The 21,086-nt window shown below is 28.0% G+C and carries 24 protein-coding genes; 4 read left to right on the top strand and 20 right to left on the bottom strand.

The annotated features are described in order from the left end of the window. Nucleotides 1-68 precede the first annotated feature (68 nt). The 3 genes from CDIF1296T_RS07740 to CDIF1296T_RS07730 form a co-directional block, all read right to left on the bottom strand. Nucleotides 69-1,322, bottom strand: coding sequence for a sensor histidine kinase (locus CDIF1296T_RS07740; RefSeq protein WP_018112764.1), 1,254 nt, complete (start codon nucleotides 1,320-1,322; stop codon nucleotides 69-71). Further along, a complete protein-coding gene (locus CDIF1296T_RS07735) occupies nucleotides 1,300-2,004 on the bottom strand; it encodes a response regulator transcription factor (protein ID WP_011861224.1) in 705 nt (234 codons plus the stop codon). The genes CDIF1296T_RS07740 and CDIF1296T_RS07735 overlap by 23 nt, the downstream gene beginning before the upstream one ends. 284 nt (nucleotides 2,005-2,288) lie before the next feature. Further along, complete coding sequence (locus tag CDIF1296T_RS07730; protein ID WP_009896388.1) at nucleotides 2,289-2,735, bottom strand: hypothetical protein; 447 nt, start codon at nucleotides 2,733-2,735, stop codon at nucleotides 2,289-2,291. A 191-nt stretch (nucleotides 2,736-2,926) separates the two neighbouring features. Between CDIF1296T_RS07730 and CDIF1296T_RS07725 the strand changes: the two genes are divergently transcribed. From CDIF1296T_RS07725 to CDIF1296T_RS07710, 4 genes are all read left to right on the top strand, one after another. Further along, nucleotides 2,927-3,316 (top strand): GntR family transcriptional regulator, encoded by a 390-nt coding sequence (locus CDIF1296T_RS07725; protein WP_003429441.1) that lies wholly within the window; start codon nucleotides 2,927-2,929, stop codon nucleotides 3,314-3,316. After that, entirely contained in the window at nucleotides 3,309-4,400 is a 1,092-nt protein-coding gene (locus CDIF1296T_RS07720) for a DUF5808 domain-containing protein (RefSeq protein ID WP_009896386.1), read from the top strand. Before CDIF1296T_RS07725 ends, CDIF1296T_RS07720 begins: the two co-directional genes overlap by 8 nt. A 119-nt stretch (nucleotides 4,401-4,519) precedes the next feature. Beyond that, on the top strand, nucleotides 4,520-4,996 hold the full coding sequence (locus tag CDIF1296T_RS07715; protein ID WP_009896384.1) for an HD domain-containing protein: 477 nt from the start codon (nucleotides 4,520-4,522) through the stop codon (nucleotides 4,994-4,996). A gap of 385 nt (nucleotides 4,997-5,381) precedes the next feature. Further along, nucleotides 5,382-5,849: a pyridoxamine 5'-phosphate oxidase family protein gene (locus tag CDIF1296T_RS07710; protein WP_003429434.1), complete on the top strand. Its 468-nt coding sequence runs from the start codon at nucleotides 5,382-5,384 to the stop codon at nucleotides 5,847-5,849. Nucleotides 5,850-5,908: 59 nt separating this feature from the next. On the opposite strand, the gene CDIF1296T_RS07705 is transcribed toward CDIF1296T_RS07710, so the two are convergent. The 17 genes from CDIF1296T_RS07705 to CDIF1296T_RS07625 form a co-directional block, all read right to left on the bottom strand. Beyond that, nucleotides 5,909-6,481: a flavodoxin family protein gene (locus tag CDIF1296T_RS07705; protein WP_009896380.1), complete on the bottom strand. Its 573-nt coding sequence runs from the start codon at nucleotides 6,479-6,481 to the stop codon at nucleotides 5,909-5,911. Between the two features lie 62 nt (nucleotides 6,482-6,543). Further along, nucleotides 6,544-7,641 carry a Nif3-like dinuclear metal center hexameric protein gene (locus CDIF1296T_RS07700; RefSeq protein ID WP_009896378.1) on the bottom strand — a complete coding sequence of 366 codons (1,098 nt, stop codon included), beginning with the start codon at nucleotides 7,639-7,641 and terminating at the stop codon, nucleotides 6,544-6,546. Nucleotides 7,642-7,654: 13 nt separating this feature from the next. Continuing rightward, complete coding sequence (locus CDIF1296T_RS07695; RefSeq protein WP_009896377.1) at nucleotides 7,655-8,344, bottom strand: tRNA (adenine(22)-N(1))-methyltransferase; 690 nt, start codon at nucleotides 8,342-8,344, stop codon at nucleotides 7,655-7,657. A gap of 164 nt (nucleotides 8,345-8,508) precedes the next feature. Next, nucleotides 8,509-9,675, bottom strand: a complete 1,167-nt coding sequence (gene rpoD, locus CDIF1296T_RS07690; RefSeq protein ID WP_003429425.1) for an RNA polymerase sigma factor RpoD — start codon at nucleotides 9,673-9,675, stop codon at nucleotides 8,509-8,511. Nucleotides 9,676-9,692: 17 nt separating this feature from the next. Beyond that, nucleotides 9,693-11,483, bottom strand: coding sequence for a DNA primase (gene dnaG / locus CDIF1296T_RS07685; protein ID WP_009896376.1), 1,791 nt, complete (start codon nucleotides 11,481-11,483; stop codon nucleotides 9,693-9,695). Nucleotides 11,484-11,737: 254 nt separating this feature from the next. Continuing rightward, nucleotides 11,738-12,523, bottom strand: coding sequence for a 3-deoxy-7-phosphoheptulonate synthase (aroF, locus tag CDIF1296T_RS07680; protein ID WP_003419887.1), 786 nt, complete (start codon nucleotides 12,521-12,523; stop codon nucleotides 11,738-11,740). Then, a complete protein-coding gene (gene folK / locus CDIF1296T_RS07675) occupies nucleotides 12,504-13,010 on the bottom strand; it encodes a 2-amino-4-hydroxy-6-hydroxymethyldihydropteridine diphosphokinase (protein ID WP_009896372.1) in 507 nt (168 codons plus the stop codon). Before folK ends, aroF begins: the two co-directional genes overlap by 20 nt. Further along, on the bottom strand, nucleotides 13,003-13,368 hold the full coding sequence (gene folB, locus CDIF1296T_RS07670) for a dihydroneopterin aldolase (protein ID WP_009896371.1): 366 nt from the start codon (nucleotides 13,366-13,368) through the stop codon (nucleotides 13,003-13,005). The genes folK and folB overlap by 8 nt, the downstream gene beginning before the upstream one ends. A 10-nt stretch (nucleotides 13,369-13,378) precedes the next feature. After that, complete coding sequence (gene folP, locus CDIF1296T_RS07665; protein ID WP_009896369.1) at nucleotides 13,379-14,170, bottom strand: dihydropteroate synthase; 792 nt, start codon at nucleotides 14,168-14,170, stop codon at nucleotides 13,379-13,381. Between the two features lie 63 nt (nucleotides 14,171-14,233). Beyond that, entirely contained in the window at nucleotides 14,234-14,806 is a 573-nt protein-coding gene (gene folE, locus CDIF1296T_RS07660; protein WP_003429416.1) for a GTP cyclohydrolase I FolE, read from the bottom strand. Nucleotides 14,807-14,831: 25 nt separating this feature from the next. Continuing rightward, nucleotides 14,832-15,533 (bottom strand): hypothetical protein, encoded by a 702-nt coding sequence (locus CDIF1296T_RS07655; protein ID WP_009896367.1) that lies wholly within the window; start codon nucleotides 15,531-15,533, stop codon nucleotides 14,832-14,834. A gap of 33 nt (nucleotides 15,534-15,566) precedes the next feature. Then, a complete protein-coding gene (locus CDIF1296T_RS07650; protein ID WP_009896365.1) occupies nucleotides 15,567-16,310 on the bottom strand; it encodes an aminotransferase class IV in 744 nt (247 codons plus the stop codon). Further along, the gene (gene pabB / locus CDIF1296T_RS07645) at nucleotides 16,300-17,649 is read right to left on the bottom strand and encodes an aminodeoxychorismate synthase component I (protein WP_009896364.1); all 1,350 of its coding nucleotides are present in this window, start codon (nucleotides 17,647-17,649) and stop codon (nucleotides 16,300-16,302) included. Before pabB ends, CDIF1296T_RS07650 begins: the two co-directional genes overlap by 11 nt. 1 nt (nucleotide 17,650) lies before the next feature. Next, nucleotides 17,651-18,235, bottom strand: coding sequence for an anthranilate synthase component II (locus tag CDIF1296T_RS07640; RefSeq protein ID WP_009896362.1), 585 nt, complete (start codon nucleotides 18,233-18,235; stop codon nucleotides 17,651-17,653). Nucleotides 18,236-18,258: 23 nt separating this feature from the next. Next, complete coding sequence (locus tag CDIF1296T_RS07635) at nucleotides 18,259-18,978, bottom strand: polysaccharide deacetylase family protein (protein ID WP_009896360.1); 720 nt, start codon at nucleotides 18,976-18,978, stop codon at nucleotides 18,259-18,261. A 27-nt stretch (nucleotides 18,979-19,005) separates the two neighbouring features. Continuing rightward, nucleotides 19,006-20,070 (bottom strand): CAP domain-containing protein, encoded by a 1,065-nt coding sequence (locus tag CDIF1296T_RS07630; protein WP_009896358.1) that lies wholly within the window; start codon nucleotides 20,068-20,070, stop codon nucleotides 19,006-19,008. Nucleotides 20,071-20,213: 143 nt separating this feature from the next. Continuing rightward, complete coding sequence (locus tag CDIF1296T_RS07625; protein WP_003438621.1) at nucleotides 20,214-21,023, bottom strand: MORN repeat-containing protein; 810 nt, start codon at nucleotides 21,021-21,023, stop codon at nucleotides 20,214-20,216. Nucleotides 21,024-21,086 lie beyond the last annotated feature (63 nt).

Here is a 21,086-nt window from a genome sequence, read left to right as displayed (position 1 = left end):
ATATTTATATTCTATACTTCATATATTAGGTTTTGGCTATTACTATAAAGTGAATTAAATATTACAGATTAGTCACTATCATACATTTTATGAAATATTATATGAAATTCTGTACCCTTACCTTTTTCGCTGTTTACATATATATCGCCATTTTGGCTTTCTATTATAGATTTTGACATTGCAAGACCTATTCCTACACTATCTTCTTTTGAACTACTTCTTCCTCTATAGAATCGTTTAAATACATGTGGTATATCTTTTTTATCTATACCTTCACCCTCATCTTTTATTATTAGTTCAGAAAATAATGGATTTTCTTTATAGGTTATAATTATATTTCCAAATTCAGGAGTATGTTCTACACAATTTTTGATTATATTCACTAATGCTTCCACGGACCAATCAATATCACCAATATAAGATACATTATCATTTCCCTCTATAGTCAGTTTTTGATTTTTAATCTCCATAGGTATTTTCATAGATAGCATTGCTCTATGTATGAGTTCACTAAATTTTACCTTATCTTTTTTAAAATTTATCACTTTTGCTTCTACCTTTGATAATTTAAGCATGCTTTTAATCAACCAATCCATTCTATTTAATTGATTTTTTATCTTATTTAAAAAATCGATTTTTACTTCGTATGGTACATCATTATATAATAAATCATTCAACATTATTAAAGAAGTCATAGGAGTTTTTAATTGATGTGATATATCGGAAATTGTATTGTTTAAAAATATCTTTTCTCTTTTTAAAAGTTCAACCTTTTCATTAAGAATTGTTGTCATCTTTAAGAGTTCAGTTTTTAGAAGACCTATCTGCCCTTCTTGATTCTTGTTTTTCATATCAAATGGCTTACCCTCTGAACTATAGTAAACATACTTAGTCATATCTGATAAATCATTGTAAATTGACGTAAAATATCTAACAACCAACACAAATATCAAAATAAATATTATACATACTAATATTATATTTATTTTGATAGTCTCTAAAACTAATTTAGAAATAATAGGCTCAGAGTTTATCCTAATAGATTTATCATAATTATACTTAATTAATATTTTCTGACCATAATCTATGTTCTCCATAGACTTCCCTTGAGTTATTATGTCTACTATCTGACTTTCCAAGTTTGGATACTTGCTTGATAAAGTTCCTATTATAGCCTGATTATTTCTTACAACCATCTCTTTAGTTAAGGACACGTTGATTATGCTAAATCCAATAGATATTATGATAACAATAAACATCAAAGTAACATACTTACTTAAAAACTTCTTCACTTCTGGATTATATAGAAACACTATTTTCACTTCCTATCCATTTATAACCAATCCCCCTTACAGTTTCTATGTAGATTGGTTCACATAAATCATCACCTATTTTTTCTCTAAGCCTTTTTATATAAACAGTTAGAGTATTGTCGTTTACAAAATCATAAGTTACATCCCAAAGTTTTTCCAATATTTGAGTTCTACTTAAAACAGTATTTTTATTCTGTATAAGAATTAAAAGAAGTTTATATTCAACTGATGTCAGAAATATTTCTTTATCATTTTTATATACTCTAGCTTCTAATGTATATATACTTAAATCTCCAAATTTAAGTATTTTCTTATTTTCTTCTGAAGTATTACCTTTTCTTCTTAAAACAGCTTTTATTCTGGATATTAATTCTCTAATTCTAAAAGGTTTTGTTATATAATCATCTCCACCTATATCGAGACCCATTACAATATTTACTTCTTCATCACAAGCAGTCAAGAATATTATAGGAACCTGAGAGAATCCTCTTATATATTGACAAAGCTCATAACCAGTTCCATCTGGCAATGTAACATCCAACAGTATCATGCTATATTCATTAGAAGAAATCATTTCTTTTCCACTAGATAAATCCTTTGATATATCTATACTAAATCCTTCTTGTTCTAAAGCATACTTTATTCCAAAAGATATAGTACTGTCATCTTCAACTATCAACAACTTTAACATAACTATTTCCTTTCTTTTCATTTTAATTTTAAACTATCTGCTTAATTTCATACTATCTATCTATACAAGTTTTATTATACACAATTACCATGGATACTAAAATATTTCTAAAATTACAAAATAGTCACAAAGAACTATTAAAATTTATAAAAATAAAATGTAAGTTGTTACTTAACTATCTAAAGAATGATACTGATTCTTTCAAGTTAAGTTACAACTTACATATTAAAACTAGATATTAAATAATTTGACATTACTATTTGTTCAGTTATACAAAATATTACTTATTCTTCTTCATATTTTTTGTATTCATCTTCTTTGTAAATATTATCTTTTTTAGCATCTTCATGTAAATCAATCTCTTCCTTTACATCTTTAACACTATTTACATATTGCATCATTTCTTCTTGAGAAACATGTGGACAATTTTCACAATTTATTCTTCTTGAATTAAATTCTTTTACTTTTTTTTTTAATTCTTCATATTCATAATCTTGTTTTGTGTCTCTACAATCACAGTCATAATCAAATTCGTCATATTTATAATCATCATAATCGCTATTTCCATAATAATTTGTATTGACCATTTGAGAATTAGATTTATGGCTTTTTACCATTTTATATACAGCATATGCTCCTACACCTGTAATTACAGCTCCTGTAATCATCATTGGTTTACTCATTCCATCATCTTTTTTATGCATTTGTCTTTTCATTAAATATGTTAACATATTTTTTCTCCTTTCTAATTTTTATTTCTATCTATAAATAGTATCTGTATTATTTTAATAAAAATTATGTTATTTTTTAAATTACAATTTTTACAAAATATAAACTTATATTTTGTGTTTGTTATTATTTTTTATGTTATACTATGTATATAACAATCGTTTTCATTTATAAAGCATAATGGAGGTTTTTTATGGTTTTAAATTTAGATTTTAATAGTGATAAATCTATTTATGTACAAATTAAAGAAGAAATAACTAAGGCTATAGCTTCAGGAGAATTGAAAATAAATGAATCACTTCCATCTGTAAGAAGTATGGCTGAAAATATTGGTGTAAATTTACATACAGTGAACAAATCCTACAATGAATTAAAAGAAGAGGGATTCTTAAATATTGATAGAAGAAAAGGTGCTATTGTAGCTCAACTACCAATGAAAATAGATAATACAACTCGTCAAAAAAATAAACTTGACTTGGAATTATTGGTGGCAAAATCTTATTTATCAGGTATTAGTAAAGAAGAATTTTTGTCACTAAGTTCAAGTTTATTTGACAAGTATGAGGTGAAATATTATGAGTAAGATTGAATGTCTATTTACAATATTTCCAGTTCTAATTTTGATGTATGCTACATTTTATTTTATGCCCTATTTTGTAGGTAAAAAACACATCTATGGAGTTTCTATAGACCAAGAGCATAAAAATTATAATTACTTTATAAAGTTAGATAAAAAATTTAAAAAACTATTATCTTTAGGTTTTATTATAGACTTTATATTAGTTTTTATTCTGGTTTTTACATTTAATAAATTGGAACTTTCCTATTTTATTGGTATTATAGGTTTTTTATTATATGAAAGTATACTATATATTCATACACATAAAAAAGCTAAGAAGCTTAAATTAGAAATTTATGCTAAATTAGGTCATATAGATATAGATTCAAAATTAATAGTAGATATGGATTTTATAAATAAGAAAAATAAAATAATAAAAAAATTTAAAATAATCTATTTAATACCGATACTATTTACTTTGGGAATGAGTATTTTTATAGCATTTAATTATAATCAATTGCCAGACTCAATTGCCACTCATTGGAACATAAATGGGTCTCCTGATGTTTTTATAGATAAATCATTTCTTAATGTATTTAAATTAATCGGTACTGACTTTTGTTTAATGGTTTTATTATATATAACTTCCATTGGATCCATAAAGTCAAGGATTAAGATAGATACAAATAGAATTGAAGAAAGTAGAGTTGAAAACATTAAATATTTAAATAAAATTGGTTATTTGTTTTTAATATTGATGATTATAATGACAACACAGTTTTTTACTACTCTTTTATCAATAAAAACAAAACTATCAACTGCTATGAATATTACAACGCTTTTAGTTATAATTTATTTAATAGCAACATATATTAATTCCCCAAATTTAAAATTCAACTCATCTTATTCTCCAGAAGAAGATGAGAAGTATTGGATAGCAGGCATCATGTATAATAATCCAAATGACCCATCATTAATGGTTAATAAAAGGTTTGGTATTGGATGGACTATAAATTTTGGCAATCCTCTTGGAAAAATACTATATATTGCTATAGCTTTACTTTTAATTTTTTCATTGTTTAGCCTAATAAAATCTCTCTTACTTTAAAATACCATAAAAGGTATCTTACTTGTATTATTGGGTATTATATTTTGTAGGATAAGAAATATTTCATATTATCGTTGAAGTATAGTATTTATATATTACTAAGAATGGAGATTTTCATAATGTTGTCAAAAGCTGAAATCAAATATTTTAATGAATGTGCTTCTGAGATACTTTCTTCTGAAAAAGTTCAACTTATGAGAACATTTCCTCATCATGGCAATGTTTCATGTCTTGAACATAGTTTGTCAGTAGCATATTATAGTTATCTATTATGTAAAAAATTGCACTTAAGTGTTGATATTCAAAGTGTTATTAGAGGAGCTTTACTACACGACTTTTTTCTTTATGATTGGCATTACAAAGGTGATAGAAAAGGATTACATGGATTTACTCACCCTAGAGAAGCATTAAAAAATGCAACTTTATTTTTTCAAATAAATGAAAAAGAAACGGACATAATTTTAAAACACATGTGGCCACTTACTGTTAAGCCACCTAGATACAAAGAAGCATTTATTGTATGTTTGTTGGATAAATTTTGCTGTTTAGTTGAGACTTTAAAGATACATTCTTTATTATCTCCTTACCATGTATAGGACAATTCCCACAACACTTTTATAACTTAATTTTGAAGAGGTATTAAGTATTATATTCAACTTGATACCTCTTTACTATTTATTATTTTATATAATAATATTTTCTTTATAATATCGTTATAAATAACAACTTCTACCCTCGATAACTTCCCCTTCTTATAGACATGCTTACTACCTTAAATAACAAGAAACCAGCTATTAAATTTATTAGTATTGTTTATACTACTCTAACAATAATATCATAAATAAACCTCCAAATAGCTTCTCTTTCACTACCTTTTATCTTAAACTATATTTTTTTCTTAAAATTTGTAAAAAACATAGCATAATCTTTATAAATGTTCTAAAATTTAATTTAAGCATCAAAATTAGAAAGGATGATATTATGTTTAAAGAAATGAGATTGAAAAAAAGAGAAATGACAAAAGAAGATACTGTTGAAGTATTAAAAAATGGTGAATTTGGTACTTTTTCCACTATATCTGAAAATGGTTATCCTTATGGAGTTGCTGTAAATTATGTATACTTTAATGATTCTATTTACTTTCATTGTGCAAGAAATGGGCATAAGTTAGATAATATATCGAAAAACAACAAAGTTTCTTTTTTAGTAGTTGCTAATGAAAGTGTTATTCCAGATAAATTTAGTACTACTTATTCTAGTGCTATAGTTTTTGGAAAAGCTTGCACTGTAGAAAATGAAGAAAAGAAAAATGCTCTTGTAGAAATAATAAAAAAATATTCTAAAGGATTCTTTGAAGAAGGCATGAAGTACATAGAGAAGGATATGAACTTAACAACTGTTGTTAAAATAGAAATTGACCATATTTCTGGTAAAGCTTCACGTTTATAATTAAGTAAAAATACCTAAAAGTATATACAGTCGCTTTTAGGTATTTTTATATGATATTCTTATATGTTAAGTCTTTTTAGATAATCTCTTATACCCATCTTGGCATCATCATTTGGTCTTATATCAGAATTATCTCCTGCTATATGAAGTATTCCATACGCTGGATAACCTCCTCTTACTGAACATGGAACTGACAAAAGAGTCATTCCCATATGTTGGGCAAATATATTCATAGCTTGCAAAGCTAATTCTCCTCCTCCATGTTGTGAACCTGCTGTAGCAAAACAACCAAATATTTTACCACTCAAAGGAGCACCTACCCAAATATCAGAAAAACTATCCATAAACATCTTCATTGGTCCAGATACATTTCCATAATATGTTGGTGAACCCATAAATATAGCATCATAATCTAATATTTCTTTTCCAGATTTAATTACATTTATACTTTCAAATTCGTCTTTGTATTCTTTGGAATTTATCAAATAATATTGAGGAAGTGTTTTTGCAACTTCGTCACTTACTCTAAATATATCTACCTCGATATTCATTTCTTCAAGCGCTTCTTTATATTCTCTAGCTAATAAATATGTACTCCCACAAACACTATGAAAAATTACTGCTACTTTCATCATTATCCCCCTAATTAAACTCAAATTTATTTTTTATATAGTATTTTTATTATCAAACACTGCTAAATAGTACTAAATGGATTCAAATATACATTACTCTTTATTACTTCAATTTCACTAAATTCATCTAAAAATCTCTTCATAACATTTTTGAATATATCTTCTGTATCAAAATGACCACAATCCACTATACACATTCCAATATCAAGTGCATCTTGTGCCTCATGATACTTTACATCACCCGTAATTAGTACTTCTGCACCTTGTCTCTTAGCTTTTTTTACAAATTCTGAACCAGCTCCTGTTACAACGGCTACTTTCGTTATGTCTGTACTAAGGTTTCCAACTACTCTTATGTGTTTCATATTTAATTTCTCTTTTATTTTCCTTGAAAGACTTTCTAATGTCATACTTTTATCAAGTTTACTTATTCTACCTAGTCCAAATATCTCACCTTTATTTTCTAACTTGTACAAATCATATGCAACTTCTTCATAAGGATGTGCATCTAACATAGAACTTATTACCCCACCTAAAAGCTTCTGTGGTACTACAGTTTCAATTTTAACTTCATTTACAGTTTCTATATCATTTACACTTCCAAGAAACGGATTAGAGCCTTCTAATGGCTTAAATTGTCCTTCACCTTCTGTTGAAAACGTACAATCACTATAATTCCCTATATGACCTGCTCCTGAATTACTTAAAACCTTTCTAAGTTCATCTGAATAGTTATGTGGAACGTATACTGCTAATTTATACAAATTTTCGCTTTTAGTTATATCTAAAACCTTTGAATTACCAAATTCCATAATTTCCATAAAATAGTCATTTAGACCATCAAATGCTATATCAAAATTCGTATGCATAGAATAAAGTGATATATCATTTTTAATAAGTTTTTGGATAAGTCTGCCTTTTAAATCTCCACTATTAATTTTATTAATTTTCCCAAATATAAAAGGATGATGTGTCACAATTAAATCTATATTTTTGGATATAGCTTCATCAATAACATCTTCATTAGCTTCTAAAGATACCAATACCTTTTTTACATCCATATCAAAATCTCCAACTATAAGACCTACATTATCCCAATCCTCTGCTAAGTTTAGAGGATACTTTTTTTCAATTTTTCTAGTTAGACTCTTTAATAGCATATATACCTCCTATTTATTTTATTAAATTTTCAAGTTTTTTTATTGCAACTTCGCTTTCCTTTCTCTTCTTATCTATAGCTTCCCCATTTTTCCCTTCTAATTTATTAACTATAGAACTATATGTCTTTATCTTTTTTTCTATAAAATCATTAAAAAGAGAATCTTTGTTTTCTAAAAGCTTTATTCCAACCTCATAATATATCTCATCTTCTATTATAGTATTTTTACCTGTATATTTGGCAACAATTATCTCATATATTCTAAAATCTTCTCTCACTAAAACTTCTTCTAAAATTTCATATCCGTTGTTTAAAAGGTAATATCTAAGTTCTTCTTGTGCTTGCATTGGCTGTAATATTAATTTTTCTACATTATGTGCTACTTCTTTTTTAGCTTCGAGAAGCTCACTTATCAAGATTCCACCCATACCAGCAATTATCACTTCTTCTACTTCCCCTATTTCAAGTATCTCTATACCAGAACCCAATCGTAAATCAACTTTATCTAAAAGATTGTTCTGTATGACTTCTTTATGTGCATTGTCAAGAGGTCCTTTATTAACATCCGCTAGCACTGCAAATGGTACTTTTCCCTCTTTTAACAAATATACTGGTATGTATCCGTGGTCCGTCCCTATATCAGCTATTTTTTTACCATCTGACGCTAATGATGCTATTTTCAATAATCTATCTGTTAATTTCAAATATAATTCTCCTTTCAATTCCCTTTATTTATAGGATTTAATCCAAGTTATAGATATTAGACTGAAATAACTACAAAAATAAAATTAAATCTTTACTACAAAATAGCCATGAGATATCACTTATCTCATGGCATTTATCACAAAAACATCAATGATGTATCTTTTTAGTCTAAATAATCTCTAAGTTTTTTTGATCTACTTGGATGTCTTAGTTTTCTTAGTGCTTTTGCTTCTATCTGTCTTATTCTCTCTCTAGTTACATCAAACTCTTTTCCAACTTCCTCAAGAGTTCTGGCTCTACCATCCTCAAGACCAAATCTAAGCTTTAATACTTTTTGTTCTCTATCATTTAATGAACCAAGTACATCTTCTATTTGTTCTTTTAATAAAGAATATGCTGCTGCCTCTGCTGGGGCTGGAGCATCATCATCTGGAATAAAGTCACCTAAATGGCTATCTTCTTCTTCTCCTATTGGTGTTTCTAAAGACACAGGGTCTTGAGCTATTTTCATTATTTCTCTTACTTTATCTTCTGTCATTTCCATTTCTTTTGCAATTTCTTCTGGTTTTGGATCTCTTCCAAGTTCTTGAAGTAGTTGTCTTGATACTCTTATTAGCTTATTTATAGTCTCTACCATATGAACTGGTATTCTTATAGTTCTAGCTTGGTCTGCAATAGCACGTGTTATAGCTTGTCTTATCCACCATGTTGCATAAGTACTAAACTTATATCCTTTTGTATAGTCAAATTTTTCGACTGCTTTTATAAGACCTAAATTTCCCTCTTGTATTAAATCCAAGAAAAGCATACCTCTTCCTACATATCTTTTTGCTATACTTACAACTAGTCTTAAGTTTGCTTCAACTAACCTTTGTTTTGCTATCTCATCACCTTCGTGCATCCTTCTAGCAAATTCTACTTCTTCATGTGGTTTAAGTAGAGGAATTTTTCCTATTTCTTTTAAGTACATTCTTACAGGGTCATCTATACTTATCCCTTTTGGTAAAGATAAATCCACAGTTTCTATTTCTATTGCAGAAGAGTCATCATGTGAAATTGCCTCTGCATCTTCATCTAAGTGGCCTATACTTAAATCGTCATCAGCAACCGAAAAATCTATATCAGCTTTATAGTTTTTTGTTTCTGTTATTTCTATTCCCAAATTTCCTAAAGTCTCATAAAGATTTTCTACTTGATCCTTATCAAGTTCAGTCTCCGAAAAAGCTTCCATTATCTCTGCAAGTGTCAGAGAACCTTGCTTTTTTCCTTTTTCTATTAATGTCTTAGCAGTAACCTTTTTTAACTCTTTTTTATTCGATTTATTTTCCACACTCAAACCTCCTTTCTCTACAAGCTCTTTAAAATTTTATTTATCTCAACTATTTTTAAAGCAATTTCCATAACTCTACCATCTACCTCTTTCATATCATTATTATTTTCTAATTCTTGTTGTTCTCTCAACAAGCTATTAATTTGCTCTTCTAATGAGTTTTTTCTGATATTTGTTATTATTCCTTCTATTTCTTTTGTGTTCTCTAAGTTTATACTATTCAAAGAAATTGAATTTAATTCTTTTAAGTATTCTTCGGATATGTTTAAACTTTTCAATTTGTCAATAGTTATTTTGTCCAATTCTTGATTTTTAATCATGTAATTTAAAATTTCTTTACTTTCTTTCAATAAAAAATCACTTTCTTCTACTTTAAGTAACGCTATTTCTCTAATTTTTTTGTCTTCTAACATTATTTTTATTAGAGTTTCTTCAACTAATTGTTTTCCGTCTTGTCTGACTTCGACTTTTTCAATTACTTTTTCTTCTATTTTCTTTTGATTTTTGTTATTATATGGCTTATTGTAATTTTTACCATAAACTTCTCTCTTTATAGACTCGACATTAATATCTATTTGATTGCTTAAATACTTTGTATAAAAATCAATTTCAACAGGACTTGTCAATTGTTTTATAATTTTAGAAGCTTCTTTTGCGAACTTCACTCGTTCTTCATCTTTTTGAATGTTAAATTCTTTTTTAAGATGATCTATTTTATATTTTATGTAGTGAGTAGAAACATCCATAGCTTTTTTATAATCACTAAGTCCGTATTTTCTTACAAATTCATCTGGGTCTTTAGCATCTTTTAAGTCTAACACTTTTACATTGATACCTAATTTAGTAAGTATATCTATAGCTCTTAAAGTCGCTTTTATTCCTGCTTCATCAGAATCATAAGATATAATAGCAGTGTCCGCATATCTCTTTATTAAAATGCCTTGTTGTTCAGTCAAGGCTGTTCCAAGGGTTGCTACTACATTTTTTATACCATACTGATAAAGTGAAATTAAATCCATATATCCTTCAACTAAGACTATAGTTTTACTTTCTAAATTTTTTCTAGCAAAATTTAATCCGTATAAGTTCTGTTTTTTATTAAAAATTAATGTGTCTGGAGAATTTAAGTATTTTGGCAAAGAATCGTCTAATACTCTTCCCCCAAATCCTATTATATTTCCTCTATAATCGAATATAGGAAACATAACTCTATTTCTAAATTTATCATAGCAATTAGTTCCATCTCTATTTTTTGCAATTAGACCGCACTCCAATAAGTCTTGTTTTTTATATCCTTTACTGATTAGAGTATTCATAAGTGAATTCCATGAATCCAAAGAAAATCCTAAACCAAATTTCTTAATAATTTTATCATCTAGTCCTCTTATTCTTAAATATTCATACCCAAGATTTTTGCTTCCCAATAAGTTTGAAAGATAAAATCTAGCTGCTTCCGTATGAATATCTTGAAATTTCTTAGATTTTTCTATTTTAATCCTAGTTTCTTCATTCATGTTAGTATTAATTTCTATACCGCATTTATTTGCTAAAATTTTTACAGCATCCATAAAATCCAAATTTTCCATTTTCATGACAAAATTTATTACGTCTCCACCTTCACCACAACCAAAACACTTATAAATCTGTTTTGATGTATTTATATAAAAAGAAGGTGTCTTTTCGCCATGAAATGGACATAATCCTTTGTAATTAGCTCCAGATTGTTTTATATTCATATATTCAGATATTATACTTGCTATATCGCATCTAGCTTTTATTTCTTCAATAATGTCTTTTATATCATTCATATTATCACCTTCTGGTGTAATTTTTTGTGTTAACATTTCTATTCTACACTATATTCTAAATTTGTCAATCACTCAATATACACAATTCGACTTTTTTTATTGATATCCTTCTTATTAATCAAAAAATTTTTATTTTTTATATTAATTCTATCAATATTAAATCTTTATTTATATTAAATAATCTAACTATCAAATTATAACTTATAAATTTACCTCAGCAACGATTACGAATAAAAAAGAGGCTCTTGCCTCTTTTAATAATTATTAATTGATTTCATTAAATCTTCAAATTCATTAAAGCAAAGAGATTGAGCACCATCTGACAAAGCATTTTCTGGGTCAGGATGTACTTCTACCATTATTCCATCTGCTCCACATGCAAAAGATGCCAGTGACATAGGTTTTACCAAATATCTAACTCCAGTGGCATGGCTTGGGTCTACCACAACAGGAAGACCTGTTTCCTTTTGAATAATGGGTACCGCAGCTAAATCTAATGTATTTCTAGTATAATCATTATACGTTCTTATACCTCTCTCACACATTATAATATTACTATTTCCTTCTATTGCTATATATTCAGAAGCACCTATCCATTCAGTAATTGTGGATGCTATTCCTCTTTTTAACATAACAGGTTTATTTTGTTTTCCCACTTCACTTAAAAGAGTAAAGTTTTGCATATTTCTTGACCCAATTTGAATTATATCACTTATACTATACAGTTCGTCCATATCTCTTACATCCATAAGTTCTGTAATAACAGCCATACCAACTTCGTCTTTAACCGCTTTTAATATTTCAAGACCTTCTTTTTTTAATCCTTGAAATGAATTTGGAGATGTTCTTGGCTTGTATGCTCCACCTCTTAAAATATTTGCTCCCTGACTTTTTACAAATTTAGCAGTCTCCAAAAGTTGCTCATAACTCTCTATTGCACATGGTCCAGCTATTATAAGTTTATCTTTTTTTACAGTTATCTTTTTGTTATTTGTATTTATCTCTATCTTTGAATTATTATTAAATAGGTTTTCTTTCATAACCTACAAGCTCCTTTACTTCTTCTCTTTCTTCAGCAGATAGGAGGTTTAAATGTTCTTTTATTGTTTTTTCATTTATTATAAGTTTTTCATTTAAATCCATAAGTGGTATCAAAACGAAAGCTCTATCTTGAATCCTTGGATGAGGTATTGTTAGTCTTTCATCAGTGGAAACTACATCATTAAAAAATAGTACGTCTACATCTATAGTTCTTGGTCCCCAATGAACTATTCTCTCTCTGTGTAGTTCTCTCTCTATTTCTTGACAATATTCTAACAACTCATAAGGTTCAAACTCTGTTTCTATTTCTACACACATATTTAGAAAATCTGCTTGTTCTGTATATCCCCATGGTTTTGTTTCGTATAAGCTTGATTCTTTTACTTTATATATAGAATCACTATTTTTCAAAAGTTCACATGCTCTTGATAAATTATCAAATCTATCACCCATGTTAGTACCTATTCCCAAATAAGCCTTATTCATCTCTTGCTCTCCTTATCTCAACACCAAAATAGTCATAAATACCATTTACAGGAGCCTCAGGCTTTCTAACTCTGACCCTAACTCCATTTATAAGTATAAATTTATTCAAGACTTCTTCAGCAATATTTTCCGCTAAAGCCTCCAAAAGATTAAATTGTTTATTTTCAGTAATATCTTTAACAACATTGTAAACCTCGGCATAGCTTACAGATTTATTTATATCGTCACTAAGACCTGCTTCTCTTGAATCAATATAAAGTTCCATGTCGACAAAGAATTTCTGACCTAGAAAATTTTCTTCTTTAAGAACACCATGATATCCATAGAATCCTAGATTACTAAGTAATATTTTATCCATTATATTATACCTACTTTCTATATATTGCATCAGTCATTCTAGCTGCCATTAAATTTTCATAAACATCATGTACTCTAACTATATCTACGCCATCTCTTATACCAAGAACAGTAGTAGCTATTGTACCTTCTAATCTTTTTTTAGGCTCAACTGGAAGTACTTTTCCTATTACTGATTTTCTGGATGTCCCAAGCAAAATAGGATACCCTAAATCTTTTAATTCATTTAATCTTCTCAATACTTCAATATTTTGTTCAAAATCCTTGCCAAATCCTACACCTGGGTCAAGTACTATTTTTTCTTTTTTTACACCATAACTCATTGCCATTTCTATACTTACCTTAAAAAAGTCTTTTATTGACTCCATTATATCTTTGTCATAGTTTGTCCCATCTTGATTATGCATTATACACACTTCTGCATCATATTTTCCTATTACAGAAGCCATATTTTTATCTTTTCTAAGGCCCCAAACATCATTTACCATAGTGACACCTAATTTTAATGCTTCTTCTGCAACATCTGCCTTATAAGTGTCTATTGATATTGGTATATCCAATTCCTGTTTAAGTTTTTTTATTACAGGGATTACTCTTCTTAGCTCTTCGTCTGAGTCTACATAGCTATGACCTGGGCGTGTAGACTCTCCTCCTAGGTCTATTATATCTGCACCTTGGTCAACCATATCTTTTGCATGTTGTATTGCTATGTCCAAGTTATTAAAATCTCCTCCATCAGAAAAACTATCTGGAGTTACATTTAATATTCCCATTATATAAGTTCTTTTACCATAATCAAACACAATTAATGACACTCCCTTAAATTAAATTTTATCTCAATAAATGATTATATCTATAATAAATTGCTACTTCATAGTAATCAAACTCATAGCCTCGGCTCTAGACGCAATGTCCTTTTCAAATATTCCTCTCACTGCTGATGTAACAGTTTTTGAACCTGGTTTTTTTACGCCTCTCATTGTCATGCACATATGTTCAGCTTCTACTACTACTAAGACACCATAAGGTTGTAATTCTTCCATTATTATATCTGCAGCATTTTTAGTGATTCTTTCTTGTAATTGTGGTCTTTTTGCCAATGTATCTATTACTCTAGCAAGTTTAGAAAGCCCTGTAAGTCTTCCTCCTTTTGGTAAATAAGCAATATGAGCTTTTCCAAAGAAAGGAACTAGATGATGCTCACAACATGAATAAAATGGAATATCTTTTACCAATACTAACTCTTCATGTTTTTCATCTGCAAAAAGAACTTTTAAATGGTCTCTTGGTTCTTCACTAAGACCAGAGAATATCTCTTCATACATCCTAGCAACTCTATTTGGAGTTTCGATTAGACCTTCTCTATCTGGGTCTTCCCCAATTGCCTCTAGTATTTCTCTTACTGCATGTTGTATCTTTTCTTTATCAACTTTATTCATTTAAACTCCCCCCATTGATTTGTGACTAGAAGATTAGTTTTATAACCTCTTTTGTCTCAATTTCTTTAAAAATATAATTATAAACATCTAAAAGTCTTTGATAGTCATAATTTTCACTTACTTTTGACACTAGTTCAAAAAGCTCATTATTTTCTTTTTTTAAAACTTTTAGCAATTTTTTGTCTTTTGGTACCCATTTATCATTTATATTAAAGTACCCAATTATTATATCTTTTAAATATAAATTCGTCAAAAAATGATATTCAAAAACATCAAATTTTTCTTTATTTTTTAAATTCGATATTTTTGCTCCAATATCTTGCTTTATAAAAGACTTTTCCTCTAATGACATTTTACTGGGTCCTTCTAAGTAAATATTTCTACTTATATCTTTTATAATATGTGATATATTCTCCCTATCAAACAGTACTTTAGCATCTTTCATTTCTTTCACAAAGAAATATTCCCTATTTGATAATAATTTTTTTACACCATCTTTTGAAAAGTAATTTACATCAAATTCTATTCCCTTTTTTTTAAACAGTATTCTCTCTTGTTTTTCCCCTTCTTTTACAAAAACGAACACATCAATATCGTTTATCTCTACATCATAAAGAGTAAAATCTACGTCTTTACTAGAACCCACTAAATATACAGCCAAAGTGTTTTGGTTTTCTATTATTTTAGTTATCTCTTCATTGTATACTTCATAAATACAACCTATCATCTTTTGTCTCCAACAAATTGTTAATATTTTAATTTATTCTAATAACTTCACTATTTTATCAAAAACAACATTTTCTTTATTAAATTTTATTTTGTCAATTTCTGTAACCTTTATAGCGCCCATAAGACTATTTGTGACAAAAACAAAATCAAAACTACTAATTTCTGATATATTAATTTCATTTTCTATCAACTCTATATGTAATTCGTCACAAATCTCTATAATCCTTTTTTTTATTATTCCATTTAATATCGGTAATCTATCACTAGGAGTGTACACTCTTTCTCCTTTTATAAAGAAAATATTGCTCATAGAACATTCTAATATTACACCTTCTGAATTTAAAAATATACCATCATTATAACCAGTCTTATTTGCGATATTTTTGGTATATATGTTTTCAAAATAATTAGTAGTCTTATGTCTATGAATTAAACTATTCCCCCTAACTATTGGAGATATAGCTAATTTAAACCCCTTCTCATACGTCTCTTGATTATATGGAACATCCCTAATAGATATATTATAACCTTCATCAAAAACAGTAATTCTAAGTGCTTTATTAATGACATTTTCTTTTTTTATATATGTAACAATTTCATTTATCAAGAAATCTTTTGTATAGTTTATATCTAAATCCAAACAATTTATTGAGCTTAGCATTCTTTCTATATGGATATCTAAATCTACTGCTATTCCATTTTTAACTCTAATAGTTTCAAACAAACCAATTCCAAATTTACTTAAACTACTATCAAAACCTACATTATTCTTCATAATATCCCCTCAAAGCCTTCATTATGGATTTAGCTTTATCAAGTGTTTCTTGATATTCTTCATCTGGGTCAGAATCCCAAGTCATTCCTCCTCCAACTTGAAAGTAGACTTTTTTGTCATTTTTGATTATTGTTCTAATTGCTATATTAAAATCCATATCACCATTAAAACCTATATAACCTATTGAACCAGTATATACATTTCTTTGCGTTGGCTCTAATTCGTCTATAATTTCCATTGCTCTAATCTTAGGTGCTCCTGTTATAGACCCCCCTGGAAAAGTTGCTTTTATTACATCAGTAGCATCTTTATCATCTTTTAACTCACCTACAACTGTGGAAACTAAGTGATTTACATTTGCATATGGTTCAATTACAAATAGCTCTGGAACTTTAACACTTCCAGTTTTAGATATTCTCCCAATATCATTTCTTTCTAAATCTACTATCATAAGTAGTTCAGCTCTATCTTTTTCACTATTTCTAAGTTCTTGTTGAAGTCTTAAATCTTCTTCTTTATCTTTCCCTCTTGGACGAGTACCTTTTATTGGTCTAGTTTCTATTCTCTTATTAACACATCTTATAAATCTTTCTGGAGAATTTGATAATATATGTGCATCTTCAAAGTTTAAGAATGCCCCAAATGGTGCTGGGCTAAATCTTCTTAAGTCCCTATACAATTCAAAGCTTGTAAGTTCTGTTTCTCCACTGAACCTTTGTGTTAAATTAGCTTGATATATATCTCCTTGTCTTATGTACTCTCTAACACTTTGAACTGCATTTTTAAATTCTTCCTTTGTAAAATTAGATTTAAGTCTTATAGATGTTACTTCTTTTTCTTCATAACATATGCTATCTATACCTTTTTTCTCTTCTTTTAATATTCTTTGTTCTATATCATCTATTATCTTTTCTTCTAATTCGATATCTATGTTTGGAGTAGCTATATAAGTTTTTTGCACAAGATGGTCTATAACTATTACATGATTATAAAATCCAAAATACATATCAGGCATCTCAATATCATCTACAGCAGTTCTAGGTAAATTTTCTATGTAATTACCTAAATCATAAGATAAATATCCCACAGCACCTCCTACAAATGGAAGATTAGTATCATTTACAACCCTATACTTATGTAGTTCTTCTTTTAAAACTTCTAAAGGATTTTCATCAGTATCTTTATACTTTAATACCTTAAATGGTTGGCTACTTATAAAAGAATATCTTCCCAATTTTTCTTTATCCATAGCACTGTCTAATATAAAACTGTCATGTTCATTTCTAAAAATAGTAAATATCTCAAAAGAATTTAATTTAGTATTTATCTCTCTTATCATATTACATATGTACCCTTTCTCTAGCTTCTGTTATAAAATTTTTAAGCATTTCATGACCATACTCTGACAAAATAGCTTCTGGATGAAACTGTACTCCTTCTATTAAATATTTCTTATGCCTAATCCCCATTATTTCCCCTTTATCAGTAATTGCTGTAATTTCTAATTCTTTTGGAACTGTATTGGAGTCAACTATTAGTGAATGATACCTAGTGACATTTAAAGGATTTTTAAGTCCCCTAAAAACTCCTTTATTAGTATGGTTGATACTATATACTTTTCCATGCACAGGCTGTTGTGCTTTTATAATATCTCCTCCAAAAACATGTCCAATAGTTTGGTGACCTAAACAAATTCCTAGTATAGGTTTTTTCCCCTTAAAATGCTCAACAATATCTATGCAAATACCAGCTTCTTTTGGAGAACACGGTCCTGGAGATAACACAATTACCTCTGGATTTAGTTCTTCAATGTCACTTATTTTGATTTCATTATTTCTTTTTACTACAACTGTTTCCCCTAATTCTTCTATATATTGGACTAGGTTGTATACAAAAGAATCATAATTGTCTATCATAAGAATCATACTGTAAATCTCCCCCCTAAAAATTATTTTATCAACTCAGAAACTGTTACAAATTTAAAACCTTTTTCAATCATTTTTGGAATAAACATATCTAAAGCTTCAACTGTATCATTAGTTGCATAATCATGCAAAAGTATTATATCTCCATTTTGTACTTTATTAATTATTTTATCTGCAATGCTATTAGCTCCTGGATTTTTCCAATCTTTCACATCTACACCTGTCCATAAAACAACTTTATAGTCATGCTTTTTTGCAATTTCTATTAATTCTTTTTCTCTATAACTTCCAAATGGTGGTCTAAATAATGTCGGTTTTTTTCCAGTTACTTCTTTCAAAATGTCTTCACACTTAACAATCTCCTCTTCTATCTGACTAGAACTTAAATTACTTATATCAGGATGATTGAAAGTATGATTTCCTATCTCGTGACCTTCTTTACTTGCTCTTACTAATGGTTCTTTATACCATTTTGCATGTTTTCCAGCTATAAAAAAAGTAGCTTTTACATTGTATTTCTTTAATACATCTAAAACTTGACTAGTTTCTTTAGGATGAGGACCATCATCAAAGGTAATTGCTATTAGCTTTTTTTCCCTTGAACCATGTTTAATCAAAACATTTCCATTAGTATCCATCATCAAAGCAGAAACTTTACTAAAATTAGATATTAACACTATTCCACAAAACAAGACTACTGCTATTAAGCACTTATATACTGTCTTTTTTTTCCATGATGTCATTTTTTAACTTCCTTTCAAATATTTTAGTTATTTATAAAAATTTTGAGTGTAATATGTTTTATAGCTTCCTCCAAATATTACTCCAACTCCAATATTATTATAGTTCCCCAAAATATTTTTTCTATGTCCTTCAGAGTTCATCCAAGCTTCATGCGCATATATTGCATTAATCTGTCCTGCTGCTATGTTTTCTCCAGCTGAAGTATATACTATACCTTCTCTTTTCATTCTGTCAAATGGAGTTTCATTCTTCTTATTTACATGGTCAAAAAAATTATTATCTCTCATATCTTCACTATGTTTTATTGAACTCAAAGTTGCCTGTTCACTGTATCTCAATGAGTTTAACCCTCTTTGATTTCTAACACTATTTACAAGGTCTATAACTTCAAGTTCAAAACATTTTTTAAGTTCTTCGCTATCATCTGGATATAAATTTTTAAACTCATCTTCAGTGCTTTTATCAATTATTAAATATGAACAGACTCTATTTTCTTCATGAATATCGTAGAAAATTGTAATATACTTACCTTCCTTACTTATTATATCATATTGATTTTCTGAGTTTATTATATATCTGGTATTTCCTTTTCTCTTATATTTTAATGGTGTAATCTTAGTTCTCACTGTTTGTCTATCTTGATTTAGTTTTATATCTTGATTTTCACATGAATTAATAGAATTACTATAAAGTGCTACTACTTCATCATTTTCAAGTCCAACCATTGCAAATTCTTTTCCATATTGATTATATACGTACCAATCAAAACCATATTCACTAATATCAATTCTACCAGGTTTACCAATACTTGATAAAACATAGCTTAAATTATCTCCTAAGCTTATTTTTTCAAAATTCTTTATATCTGACTCTCCTAAGTTCTCCCCTTCAGTATTATTTGATTGTAAATTTTGACTTTTTTCTTTTTTATCTTTCTTAGAATTATCATTTATATTTATTTTGTCTAAAAATTCATTCCATATTTCACTTTGAAAAAACTTTTCTTTTAAATCATATCCTTCTTTTAATAATTCAGGACTATAAAATAAAACAATAAGTACTACTAACACTAAAGCAATTAATCTCTTCAATATATCTCTCCTTCTTAAAATCAATCAAAATTTTTTAATATTGCATTTATTAAGTTAATATTGATAGTGTATACTAATCAATATCATTCATACCTATTTACAGTAAGTATTAGAAAAAAGCTTTATCTACTAATTAGATAAAGCTACAGTCTCAAGGAAAATATTTCATCTAATGTTCTATCAAATATAGATGGCTTATCAAATTTCCAAGTCCCTTCATAAACCAATTCATTATTTAGATAAAAAGTTCCTTGCCCATGTTTTTTACCATGCATAAATTCACCTATATACTTTTTACCTTTTTCCCATATATAAGTTCCCTTACCATGAATCAAATTATTCTTCCATTCTCCTTCATAAAGTACTTCCCCTTTACTATTATAGCAAATACCGTACCCTTCCATCTTTCCACCTTTAAATTCACCTGCATATATACATCCATCACTCCACTTATAAATACCTTTTCCATCTTTTTTTCCGTTTTTCCAAGTTCCAATATATTCATCTTTACTACTATATAACATATTTCCAATACCGCTCATCATATCTTCCTCAAAATAACCTATATATTCATTTCCATTTGAAAATATAAAGTTTCCTTTTCCATTTTTTTTATCTTCTTTAAATTCTCCTATGTACTCCATAACTGTTCCTTCATCTACAAAAAAAGTATATGAGCCTTTCCCCTCCATCTTTCCCTCTAAGAATTTCCCTACATATACATCCCCATTTGAAAATTTATAGATTTTATTTTTTGGTTTTTTTGTATCGACATCATCTATATCGCGTATTGTTTTTCCTTCCAATTCTAATACTTCATTTTCTGGAGCAAAATCGCCCCTTTTTAAAACACGTTTCTTCATGTTCTTTATACTTCTAATCTCTTTGTTTACTTCATTTATATATTTCAAATAATTATCATACAAATTAACATATTCTTTAGATAAATTCATAATGCCATTCCTCCAACGTTATTCCTAGATATTTTACTAAATCTATTAAATTTATTATATCCT

The sequence above is a fragment of the Clostridioides difficile ATCC 9689 = DSM 1296 genome, from assembly GCF_001077535.1.
Taxonomy (GTDB): domain Bacteria; phylum Bacillota; class Clostridia; order Peptostreptococcales; family Peptostreptococcaceae; genus Clostridioides; species Clostridioides difficile.
Note: the sequence above shows the minus strand (reverse complement) of the source record. Positions and strands in the feature narration are given on the sequence as shown.